At 40.1% G+C, this 12,318-nt stretch carries 6 protein-coding genes; 5 read left to right on the forward strand and 1 reads right to left on the reverse strand.

The window, feature by feature from the left end:
• Window positions 1-32: 32 nt before the first annotated feature.
• On the reverse strand, window positions 33-3,074 hold the full coding sequence (locus KO525_RS19205; RefSeq protein ID WP_215965451.1) for a TonB-dependent receptor: 3,042 nt from the start codon (window positions 3,072-3,074) through the stop codon (window positions 33-35).
• Window positions 3,075-3,502: 428 nt separating this feature from the next.
• On the opposite strand from KO525_RS19205, the gene KO525_RS19210 reads away from it, so the two are divergent.
• The 5 genes from KO525_RS19210 (at window position 3,503) to KO525_RS19230 (ending at window position 12,278) form a co-directional block, all read left to right on the forward strand.
• The gene (locus tag KO525_RS19210; RefSeq protein WP_215965452.1) at window positions 3,503-6,505 is read left to right on the forward strand and encodes a pullulanase-associated domain-containing protein; all 3,003 of its coding nucleotides are present in this window, start codon (window positions 3,503-3,505) and stop codon (window positions 6,503-6,505) included.
• A 471-nt stretch (window positions 6,506-6,976) separates the two neighbouring features.
• Window positions 6,977-8,356, forward strand: coding sequence for a VCBS repeat-containing protein (locus tag KO525_RS19215; protein ID WP_215965453.1), 1,380 nt, complete (start codon window positions 6,977-6,979; stop codon window positions 8,354-8,356).
• Window positions 8,357-9,060: 704 nt separating this feature from the next.
• The gene (locus tag KO525_RS19220; protein WP_215965454.1) at window positions 9,061-10,140 is read left to right on the forward strand and encodes a 3-deoxy-7-phosphoheptulonate synthase; all 1,080 of its coding nucleotides are present in this window, start codon (window positions 9,061-9,063) and stop codon (window positions 10,138-10,140) included.
• A 10-nt stretch (window positions 10,141-10,150) separates the two neighbouring features.
• Window positions 10,151-11,266, forward strand: a complete 1,116-nt coding sequence (gene tyrA, locus KO525_RS19225; RefSeq protein ID WP_215965455.1) for a bifunctional chorismate mutase/prephenate dehydrogenase — start codon at window positions 10,151-10,153, stop codon at window positions 11,264-11,266.
• Window positions 11,267-11,435: 169 nt separating this feature from the next.
• Window positions 11,436-12,278, forward strand: coding sequence for an HDOD domain-containing protein (locus KO525_RS19230; RefSeq protein WP_215965456.1), 843 nt, complete (start codon window positions 11,436-11,438; stop codon window positions 12,276-12,278).
• Window positions 12,279-12,318 lie beyond the last annotated feature (40 nt).

Here is a 12,318-nt window from a genome sequence, read left to right on the forward strand (position 1 = left end):
CAGTTTATTAAGGACTTTTTTTCTATTGTAGATTAAAACTTAGCGTTTAGACCTACGTAGAATTGACGACCGAAGTACTGCAACGTACCTGTAGCCGCTTGGCTACCAAAGTAAGAACGGTTCGGTTCGTCAGTTAAGTTATTAACTGAGAAAATACCTTGTAGTTCTTCTGTGAACTGCCATGACGCCTGGTAGTCGACAATAAGTTCTTCTGCGAAGAAGGCTTGTTGTTCATCACCGATAGCAATTTGGTTACCAACGTACTCTTCACGATAGCGCGCATTAATTCGGGTTGCGAATTTGTCGTCGTAATCGTAAAACAAGGCTGCTGTCCATACTCTTGGCGATAGGAATGGATATGGCGATTTAACATCGTCTTGTCCAGATACTGCCGCAAATTCAGATTCAACTTCAGATTCTGTGTAAGAGTAACTTGCACTGATACCTAAGCCTTCAAATGCACCTGGTAAGAAACTGAATGTTTGCGTATATGCAACTTCAATCCCGCGGAAATAACCGCCCTTACCGTTGTTTAGAAGAACATGGTAGTCACCAGAAGGCACAGGTGTTTGCGATTCATCATTTGGATCTACAGCTGGCGGTGTAATGCCATTTGCTTCAAAGTCGTAATCACGTAACGTCGTTTTCTCTGGGAAGTTTTCGATGTCTTTGTAATAAAGTGCAACTACGATTGCGCCTTCAGTTTCCGAGAAATAATGCTCATAAGACAAATCATATTGATTTGCATAAAACGGTCGAACTTCTGGAGACGTATCACGATTTAAATCGGCTTCTTTTGCAACACCTTTTTCTTTGTCTTCACCAAACGACCATGCACCACTTACTGCCATGTTGTTCATGTCAGGACGTGACATTACACGTGCCGCTGCAAAACGAAGTTGGTCGTTTTCCGTCAATTGAACATTTAAGTTCATTGATGGTAAAACGTCGGTGTAATCGATACCTAGAGTCGTGTGAAGATAAGTTGTTCTTGTCTCACCAAAGTCATCAGTAATAGGGTCGCCACCGCCAGCGACAACAGGATCTTCAACACCAGTCGCTGATTGTTCCGTATGAATTATACGAGCACCAATGTTACCTGTTAGCGGGAAGCCACCTATTTCAGTATCTAAGTTTGCTTGAAGATAAAACGATAAAGTTTCTTCTTCAACAAGGCTTTCTTGCCAGATTGTCCAATCGTAGGCCCAATCTTGACGAGCGGTCGTATCTTCACCTTGGCTTTTTAACCAGACATTTTCAATGTAAGTATTATCTACGCCAATAAACGCTGGGAAGTTAGAAAACTCACCTTCAAGTTGCACAATTTCATAATCGCCATCTTGTAGCTGATAAGGCATACACGTTTCTTCAGGTTGTTGATTTTCATCGTAACCTAAAACGTATTGACCATTACGCAACAATTGACCGTAATTGGCAATGTCACAGTAGTTGTATGCTTGACGACGGTTGCTATAACTTCTGTCAGCATAGCGAACACCTGTTTCAATACCCGATAAATAATCATTATCAAGCGTATATTTAAAGTCTAAACGTACAGAGTTTGCTTCGTTTTTCTCTAAATGAGGGTACTTCTCAAGTGAACCAACCATCATGCGCGACGGATCGGTTAACGCACCTTGAACATCGTCATTAAACGAAATATCAGGTAATTCTAAGCCATTGTAATCGACATTAACAACAATGTTGTCAGTAACAACAGGCATTGCAGCAGATGCATCTTCAGAAACCCATAAACGCATAACTTCGTCACGGTAGTCAGACTCACCGCTTGAATGGGCAATATCTAATGTCATTTCTAAGTCATCGGAGATTAAATAGTTAACATTAAAACCAAAAGACTTAACTTCACTGTTTGTCGTGTTGTCATCCGCTTGAGTTTGGAATGTTAATGTATTTGCATAACGTGGGTACGGAGGGTTGTTATCCGGATTATTATCTACATCTCTATAATAAGAACCACCAACTAGGTATTCATTATTGTCACCCGCAAATACTGGGTTCTGGAAGTAAATTGAATTACCATCTGCAATTGAACCAATACCATTTACACGGTAACCGCGGTCTATACCTTGTGAATCAAACTTAGAATAGAAGAAGTCACCTTTGATGGTAAGTTCATCAGTAGGTTGATAGGTCAGTGAACCCATAACACCTTGGCGAAGTTCTTCACCACCGCGAGCCATTAATTCAAAACCCTGTGGAATGATGTAATAACCTGATTCCATCACTTCGTTGCCATTTTCATCAAGTACGACGTTGCCGTCGGTATCGATGACAGGTTGTGACAAACCACCATCTTCTAAGCCATTAATTGGTAACTTAGCGAGTCGAGGTTGATAATTTACAAACTGTGTAGATATCTTTGGTTGTTGCAAACGCGCATAACCCAAAGAAACACCAACCGTTTCATCTAGGAACTTACCTTGATACGAGAAACTGATACGGTTACCTAGCGGATCTGCATCTGGATGTTCATCAGCAGAATCGTTGTAACTAAGTTTGGTTTGGATTGCGAAAGTATGGTCTTCGTCATTTTCCAAAGCATTTGCCGTTTTAAGTTCAATAGAACCGGCAACACCACCTTCAACAAGTGACGCTTTTTGTGATTTGTATACTTGTACTTGGTTTATGAGTTCTGATGGGTATTGGTCAAATTGAACAGAACGACCACCTTCATCAGTAACGACTTCACGGCCATTTAAGGTAGAAAATACAAATCCACCTGACATACCGCGTATATTTAGTTCACTAGATTGACCACCAGAACGAACGGCAGTAACACCAGGTAATCGTGAAATCGCGTCGGCGATTGATACGTCTGGTAATGCACCCATGTCATCTGCGGACACTGCTTCTACAACAGTATCTGAATAACGTTTGGTATTTAGTGATTCTATAAGACTGCGACGGAAACCACGTACTTCGATGACTTCTACGTCTTCTTCAGCTGCTTTTGGTTCGTCATCTTCAGCTGCGTACGTAGGCAAAGTTGCAAACGAGACACCGCCTAACATTAACGCAAGTGAAAGCGCGCTGGGCTTAAACTTTTTCATGTGTATTCCTCAAACAAGTTGTTGTTATTTTTGTTGAAGAGTGTGACTGCGTTTATTTCGGACTAAACTTTTCACATTTAAATAGCGTTTATACACTTTTTGATTATTTTTTCTGGCAACGTCGCTAAACATAATCAACAAATTAGTAATTAACAAGCTTGTTTGGCACGCATACGTATTCATGGGTATGCAAGTCCGTTCTATATATACAAAGGCCTAAGCGTCTATTATCTTTCATGGTGTTGAGTGTTTTGTAATCAGCGATTTCGGACAGGTAAAATAAATGTAATCTACCACTAGGCAACAACCAGTAGTAGAGCAGTATCGACAGGGTTACGTTTTACCAAAAACCTTAGAAGCCAATGCTTCTGGGGATAACATTTTAATAGCACCTAATGACTAAACACTAGTTAATGGAGTTATTTCCTATGAATTTTAAGTTAAAACCTTTGGCAGTTGCATTAATTGCAACGACAACAGTCTTAAGTGGCTGTAGTACAGAGGATGAAAAAATTGAAAAAAATGTTCTGACAACACCCGGGCAGGTAAATGCTGTCACTGGTGTAATTGAAACTGCAGCGTCTGGTTTGGTATGCCAATTACCAGATATCGTGCAATCAATAGATTCAGATTTTTATCCACTAACTCAAGATGAAAAAGACAGTTTACGTGCAATCGTCGATCCGGCAGGTACATGGTCAGATGCGGAAATTACTGCTTGGAATAGCAATGATTTGTCCGCAACTGGAACTGCGTATACTTACGATTACGGCGCTGCTGATCTTTACGCTGCTTTTGCGACTGCGGCTACCGGTCACACTAATCAATTTGGTTTGACTGAAGAAGAAGTTGCACGTCAGGTAATTGCAAAAGCGGAAGCTAAAGCGTTTAAAGTCGGTCAAAAACAAGATGTCATTTTTGGCGATAACTTTGATACTTGGTTTGACGACTGGTTTGCACAAATTCCTTATTCTGACTATTTAGGTGCTTCACAGCGTCTTGATAGAGCTAAGCGTGGCTTAGAACTTTCAATCAATAGTGCATTAGATAATCAAGAATTGTGTTACACACCGCCGACGGAATGTCCAAACTACAAAATTTTGGATGAATCAGGAACATACGACTGTATTACACCTGAAGCAAACCCTATTGCTGATGCACCTGCACCTATTGATATGGCAGGGACGGGGCAAGCAGTAGTTTATTTCCGTAAAAATGGTGAGCAGGATTCAGCTAACTATGAAGGCATAACTATCCATACCTGGAACAACAGTAACTGTACTGCGTACGCTGAAGATGGCGACAATGCAAGTGTTACGAGCTGGGGCCAAGGTAAATCGCCAGCAGGCATTGATCCTAATTACGGTATGTTTTGGGTTTTAGATCTAGTTGATGGGCACGACAATTGCGGTAACTTTATTGTCTACCACAAAAGCAGTGGTGATAAATTCATTACTCAAAACGATGCAATGATCCCATTAGGTAATAGCGGCGACGTTGTATTCCACGACATAGACAAGCGGGTCTTCTTCCAAGAAGGTTTCCCAGCGAACTTTATCGACGGCGTTTTCTTAGCTAACCAACATCCGTTTTTTGGTGCCTCAGCTGGCAGTAAATCATGTGGTTGGGGAACAGCACTTGATGCATCAGGTGAAGCGTGTTTAGGCCAAGAAATCTTAGATTGCCCTGCAGGTTCATACCCGGTCGGTGTTGGCCAAACAGATATCGCGTCTAAATGTATAGAAGAGTTTGACCCAACGGAAACCACTGTTTACCTACGTGGCGGCTTTAATGGTTGGGGTGACCCACTGGAAACTGCGCAATTTACGCACAAAGGTGACGGCCACTATGCTTATCATTTAACGTATACCGATCACCCAGAAGGTTCATCACTAAGTCATGTTGCAGGTAAGCAGATAGAAGTGATGATTGAAGCTGGCGAAACGCTAACTTTACCTGACGGTGAAATGTTGGCTGTTAATTCTATCCCTGCGGGTTCGGTATTAATGCTTGCTGATGGCACGTCAGTTACATTAGGTGACGGCACACATATGTTGAGTCTACCTGATGGTGTTGATGCACCGACGTCTGATACGCAGACTTATGCTTTAACAGAAGGTTCTAAGCTGACATTGGCGGCTAATGCTAACTTCGATGATTTTGCCTGTGTCACTCAATGTGAAACAAGCTACTTCTTCAAAGTTGCAGATGCAAATTGGTCAGAACCTACCACTTACGGTGGCGTAAAAGGTGGAGATACCCCAAGTGTTGGTGGAACAATCGCTTTAACCGCTGGTGAAGGTGTTGGTCAAGATATGTCGATTTCTTTGGAATCTGATTCATTCTACCTGTTTGAGTTTGATGCTGCTAAATCGTCAGAGGCAACTTTGACTATTAATAAAACACCAGTAGCTGCGTTTCCAATGTTAACAATTGATGCTAATGACCCAATTGAGCTTGCTTATACGAGTAATGGTCAATATGCCGCATCAAAAGTTGCATTAACCGCAGGAACTTATTCATTGGTTTTAGCCGACGCTGACAATGGCTTTGCTGTTGGTGGTAAGACAGGCGATGCTGATGTCACTATAGGTGAAGCTCTGACATTAGAAAATGATGGTAGCGCATTATCCTTAGTGGTGGCATCTGACGGTGAATTTGACGTTGTTTTAGACCTTTCAGATGTTGCTAATCCTACGTTGCTAGTACAACCAGGCGTGCCGTATGGAACTGAAAAAGTATACATTCGCGGAACGATGACAGGTTGGGGTGACCCTGCACCAGATGAAGACGAAGCTAAATATAACGAAGATACTCGTGAATATTCATTGGTTTATGGTCTTGAAGCTGGTGGCACACATGCATTTAAGTTTGCAAGTAAAGCATGGGGTGGCGCACTAGATTTAGGTCCTGGCGCATATGACTATTCTACAGCGGATGGCGCATTAGCAATCGGCGAGAATGGTAACTTTACTGTGTCACCGACTGAGTCTACAGCGTATGAGTTCTCAATTTCATTCGACGGTAAGACAAAAGGTGAGTTGAAAGTTGTTGAAGCGCCAATCTACATTCGTGGCGGTATTTACGGCTCAGGTGACTGGGGTGCAGACGAAACAATGCGTTTGAACTTCGAACCATCTGATGCAGGTAATGACGCAGAAGCGGGCCATGTTTACTCAAGTGTTGTTACTACAACTGGAACAGGCTTTTTTAAAATAGCCGACGAAGGTTGGGGTGGGTCATTTGGATTCAACTACGGTGCAAGTGCAGAGCAAGAAGCTGCAGGCACTAACGTAATTGAACTAGGTGTGCCATTTGATACAACGCATGGAAACGATTCTAAAAACATCAGTTTCCAACAACCTGCGGGTCAATATAGATTCTCGTTTGATGATGTAACTAAGCAGTTAACAGTTACAACAGTAGAATAAGTTTTGTAATGACTACAAAAACATAAAGAAAACCGGCTCCGGCCGGTTTTTTATTGCCTAATTTTTATTAACACAATGGATAGATTTAGATGACAAAGTGATTTTTATTGTTGCGCTTATTCGCCCCTATATCCTGTTCGGATGACAAACCAAAATATTTCAACTTTGGTTATCAGACTTGTTTGTATTAATCCGAGAATATTTGCCGGACTGTTGTTCTAGCTTATTTTTCAATGGACATATTTGTATACAGAATTCTAATAACCCAAAATTACGATTGTTTTTAAGGTTTAGCTTTAACTAATAATGATGCTATAACAAACACTTAGATACTAATTGAGTGAAAATAGCGCAACTAGTAACTAAGCGTTTTTTACTAAAAACTAAAAACTAAAAACTAAAAACTAAAAACTAAAAACTAAAAACTAAAAACTAAAAACTAAAAACTAAAAAAATAAAAAGGAAAAATAGATGAAATTGGTCTACCAAATAGGAATATGGCTCGTCGTTGTCGCAGGTATGTCTGGTGCTCACGCTGAGAATTTAAACTTGAGTATCGTTGGCAAAGGTGAAGTTCTTATTAGTAGCCAAGAGGATTCTTGCACCGATGACTGTGTCCTTAATTACCCTAAAAACGCACTAATTACTCTGGAACATAATGCCAGTGAAAATTGGGAGTTTAGTCACTGGGACGACAATTTATGCATTCAAGATGAAATTGGTTATTTTAGCGGCACTGAAAATTTATTCCCAGTCACAGAACAGTCGTTGGGTGCCAAAAGTATAATAATCAATGATTTTAATAATGACGGTCAAAATGATGTCGTTACTAATTGGCTATTTAGCAAAAAGGTTGAAATCTTATACAACAACGGCAATGGCTTTGATACGCCTGTTTTGATCGGCAATCAATTTAACTATAACTCAGCATTAACCGCTGTTGATTGGGACAATGATGGCAGCCTTGATATTGTTGTAACTGACTTTGGTGCTAAGACAATCACAATATTTGGTAATAAGGGCCTCGATGGTTTCGAGAAAATTGAAACCTTGGTATTCGAAGACATTTCGCCTTATGCAGTTGTAGTGCACGACATCAATAGTGACGGTGAATATGATCTACTAATTTCAAGTTTTGAAGCTGATTATTCGAGTGACCTTGGAAGATTAGAAGCTACGATTACTGATGCGCAATTAAGATGGTATATCAACCAAGATGACACTTTTGTTGCTGACAAGTTGATTTCTGAAGGTGAAGGAATAATTACATTAGATTCGGGTGACGTTGATGGCGACGGCGATTTGGATATTGCTGCAGCGTCTATTACAACCTACTCTAGTTTCATTTTTAAGAATAATGGCGACACATATGAAACGCAACTTGCAAGAAAGGGGTATGGTACTTATGGCGTTGCGCTTGGTTATGTTAATAGCGACAGTAAACTGGATTTGATCACAACTGACTACTGGAAAGGGGCGTTAATTTTAAACATTCAAATGGAAGACGGAACCTTTAGTGCAGATCAAAAAATTGGTGAACATTTCGATGGTGTGACTGCAACCGCAATTGGAGATTTAGACGGTGATGGGCTAAACGATATTGCAACGTCGGTTTTTAACGAGCAAGATTTTCGATGGTATAAAAACGAAGTGTTTGATATTTGTCATTTTTATCTAGCTCAAGATTATGACGTTACGGCGACCTTTACCTCAGATACGGAAACTGAAACTGAAACCGAAACCGAAACCGAGGAAGATGACCAACCCGAAAAAGACTCAAAAAGTGGTGGGGTATTTTCTATTTACTTCTTAGTTGGATTGTTAGTTTCTCGAATTTATCTTAAACGATAACTCGGCCTAGCATGTATACACTGGTTTAGACCAAGTAAAGAGCCATTTGTTTTTAAGTTCCTAGAATTTAATTATGAATGGCTAATCATTCACAGCTGCCAAAGCCCAACATTCTATTGTTCGGCAGTTCAAAGCTTTATCTGTGGCAGGGAAAGAACTTAATTTTAGCCAGTATCATTATTCGTTTTAACAATATTTGACGAGCTTTTATACCAACCCTCTATAACACGTTGTTTTCAGTTAACGTTTTATTCACAAAACTTTCAATTCACAAAGCTTTCAATTCACAAAGCTTTCAATTCACAAAGCTTTCAATTCACAAAGCTTTCAATTCAAAATATAAGATTGATTAATTGGGTCGATAGTATTCTTTTTTGATCACAAATATTAATTTGTCTGCAAATACACCGAAGCCTACTGCTATAGGTATAAGGGCAACTGTTACCTTATTAGACAATGCAAAATCCACTTCTTTTATTCCAACCATGTAAAACTTGGATAAATTCAACTAATTGCAAAAAAATACCTATGTTCGGGTTGACAGATGCTGGTCATTTTCTTATTGTGTAATTAATTCAATACACACTGTAATTTTAAGTTTACACACTGAGTTAAGTATAAAGGTGTTTGTCTTTGTTTGTCCCAAATTGGTGCATAGATGATGGCTAGGTTTTTTGCGTTTGGTGGATAGAGAGGAAAACAACATGCAACGAGATATTTTAAACAACGTAAATGTAACGTCTGAGCGCGTACTAGTAATGCCAAGCGTAATGAAGACTGCATTACCCCTGTCGCCGGCAAACGCAGAGTTTATTTCAAATTCACGTCTTACTATTTCAAATATCATTCATAAAAAAGATCCGCGTACCTTAGTGATCATGGGACCTTGCTCAATCCATGATATTGCAGCTGCAAAAGAATACGCGCTAAAACTTAAAGCATTACAAGAGACTTGTCTTGATACTCAATTTATTGTGATGCGTGTTTATTTTGAGAAACCACGCACAACAGTAGGTTGGAAAGGACTTATTAACGATCCGCACTTAGATGGAACATTCGACATTGAAACAGGCTTAAATAAAGCTCGTGAACTAATGTTGTGGTTGACTGACCAAGAGATCCCAGTTGCGACAGAAGCACTTGATCCTATTTCACCACAATATTTGTCTGACCTAGTATCTTGGTCTGCTATTGGTGCGCGTACAACTGAATCGCAAACACACAGAGAAATGGCGAGTGGTTTGTCTATGCCTGTTGGCTTTAAAAACGGTACAGACGGCAACGTAAATATCGCACTTAACGCAATTGGTGCAGCTGGCAGCGGTCATAACTTCCTTGGAATTAATGAACAGGGCCAAGTGACAATTATGCAAACGGTTGGTAATCCTGATGCACATTTGATTCTGCGTGGTGGTAAACAACCTAATTATCAACAAGAGCACGTTAAATCTGCGGCTGATTCATTGACCAAATCTGGTTACAATCCTGCAATTATAGTTGATTGTTCTCACGCAAATTCTTATAAAGACTTTAACCGCCAAGGTGAAGTAGCAAGAGATGTGTTAGGCCAAATTGAACAAGGCGATGATTCAATTGTTGGGATCATGATTGAAAGCCATATCAACGCGGGTAACCAAAAACTGGATGCGGACTTATCTAAATTGAAATATGGCGTGTCTATCACCGACGGTTGTATTGACTGGCAAACGACGGAAGAGTTAGTGCTAGAATACCACCAGAGATTACTTGCGGTTGTAGCTAAAAAAGAAACGACACACGCCTAGGAGGCGCCTAGTGGCAATAGAAAATTTAAGAGAACAAATAGACCAACTCGATATTCAATTGGTTGAACTCTTAGCGAAACGGCAGCAGGTTACTGCTGCCGTTGGCGTATATAAAAGAGAAGTGGGGAAGCCAATTTACGACCCAGTTCGTGAAGCCGAACTTATTTCGGAACGTCGAGATTTAGCTACTTCACTAAATGTTTCGCCCGATTTAGTCGAAGATCTTTTACGCCGAATTATGCGTGAGAGCTATCAAACTCAACATCATGCATACCGATGTGTTAACCCTGGCGCCAAAATTGTAATCGTCGGTGGCGCTGGCGTGTTAGGCCGCAGATTTGTCGAAATGTTTGAGCGCAGTGAATATCAGGTTTCAGTGATCGAACAACAAGATTGGGCCAATGCCGCTGAAATTGTCGAGGGCGCAAGCGCCGTTATTGTTGCAGTACCAATTAAATTAACACCTATGGTTATCAAGCAACTACCACCATTACCTCAAGACTGTATATTGGCCGATTTAACTTCATTAAAAGCAGAGCCTTTGGCTGCAATGTTAAACGCCCATGCGGGACCCGTTGTTGGTTTGCACCCAATGTTTGGCCCTGACGTACCTAACTTTGTAAAACAAGTTGTCGTTGTGTGTGAAGGACGTGAGTCAGATAAATACGACTGGTTGTTACGTCAAATTTCAATTTGGGGTGTTGTACTGCAACACGATGACGCAGCTGAACATGATAAAAGCATGCAGCTTATTCAAGCTATGCGCCACTTCACAACTTATGTGTATGGACGCTTTTTATCTGAACAAGGTGCCGACCTCAATAAGTTATTAAGATTAAGTTCACCAATATATCGACTTGAATTGGCGATGACGGGAAGGTTGTTTGCGCAAAACGCTGAGCTCTATGCTGATATCATTTATGGTGCCAGTTCAGCCATTGAACTAGCCGATACCTTTAGCCGTGAACTCGATCAGGCTGTTGATGACTTGAAACGTGACGATAAAGAAGCGTTTAAACAACGTTTTGGTGAGGTTGCAAATTGGTTTGGTGAAAAGTCAAAAGAGTTCTTACAGGATAGCCGTGCTATGTTACAAACGGCTCAAGATTCTCGTGATTTATCATAAAGTAGGGTAAATAATAGGCAATCTATTGATTTTATTATTTTGTCTCAATTTACTTTGCTTTTTTATCATAAAACAAGTTGTGAAATCATTGATTTAGATTAACATTAAAAACAGACACAGCTTATGTGATTTACCGTTAATCACCTCATGTGCAATTAAAGGAAACTATATGTCTACTGAGAATGCCTTATTAACAATTTTGGTTGAAAAGATACAAAGCGATTCTTTGGTTTTACCAACGCTACCTGAAATCGCTATTAAAATACGCGAAGCCGCGGATGACCCTGATGTAAATTTGTTAGCGATGGCAGATGTTATTGCTTTTGATCCAGCACTTTCTGCGCGTATGGTTAAAGTTGCTAACAGTGCTTTTATGGGACGTTCAGTTAAGGTTGAAACACTTAACCAAGCTGTTACTCGTATTGGTCTGCGTCAAATAAAAAATATAGCTACAGCAATTGCAATGGAACAACTGTTTGTTTCAAGAAATGAATTGGTTAAAGATTACATGACCAAAACATGGCAAAAAACAGTAAATGTTGCATGCGTATCAATGGCCGTTATGCAATGCTGGTTAAAAGAGAACAAGCACTCTTCGATCAATATTGACACATTAACTTTGGTTGCACTTGTCCACACGATTGGCGTATTACCAATTTTAACAGAAGCAGAACGTCACGAAGAAGTGTTCGCTAACCCTAGTTTCTTAGAAGCGGCAATTAAACGTATGGCTGGTAAACTTGGGGGCGCAATTATGCGCTCTTGGGAATTTACTGGTGAGTTTATTGAAGTTGCTGAAAACTGGAATGACCTAACGTATCAAACTGAGAAAGTAAGTTACTTAGATTTTGTTCGTGTTGGCGCTATCTATAACAAGATTTTAGGTAAAAATGCTGATACCAACGAAATGTTAAAACCTTATGTTGAAAAAGGCGTTATTCCAGACCTGAAGTTTTTCAATAGCGAAGAATTCACTAAAAACTTAAGTGATGTTAAATCTGTATTTTCTTAAGTAAATGATTGTCGTATAAAAGCGATAACCAAAAAAACCG

The organism is Psychrosphaera sp. B3R10 (assembly GCF_018861025.1).
GTDB classification, from domain to species: domain Bacteria; phylum Pseudomonadota; class Gammaproteobacteria; order Enterobacterales; family Alteromonadaceae; genus Psychrosphaera; species Psychrosphaera algicola.

Excerpts from the sequence above, each read along its gene's own strand:
- KO525_RS19205 (WP_215965451.1), bottom strand. The coding sequence starts at position 3,074 with ATGAAAAAGTTTAAGCCCAGCGCGCTTTCACTTGCGTTAATGTTAGGC.
- KO525_RS19210 (WP_215965452.1), top strand. The coding sequence starts at position 3,503 with ATGAATTTTAAGTTAAAACCTTTGGCAGTTGCATTAATTGCAACGACA.
- KO525_RS19215 (WP_215965453.1), top strand. The coding sequence starts at position 6,977 with ATGAAATTGGTCTACCAAATAGGAATATGGCTCGTCGTTGTCGCAGGT.
- KO525_RS19220 (WP_215965454.1), top strand. The coding sequence starts at position 9,061 with ATGCAACGAGATATTTTAAACAACGTAAATGTAACGTCTGAGCGCGTA.
- KO525_RS19230 (WP_215965456.1), top strand. The coding sequence starts at position 11,436 with ATGTCTACTGAGAATGCCTTATTAACAATTTTGGTTGAAAAGATACAA.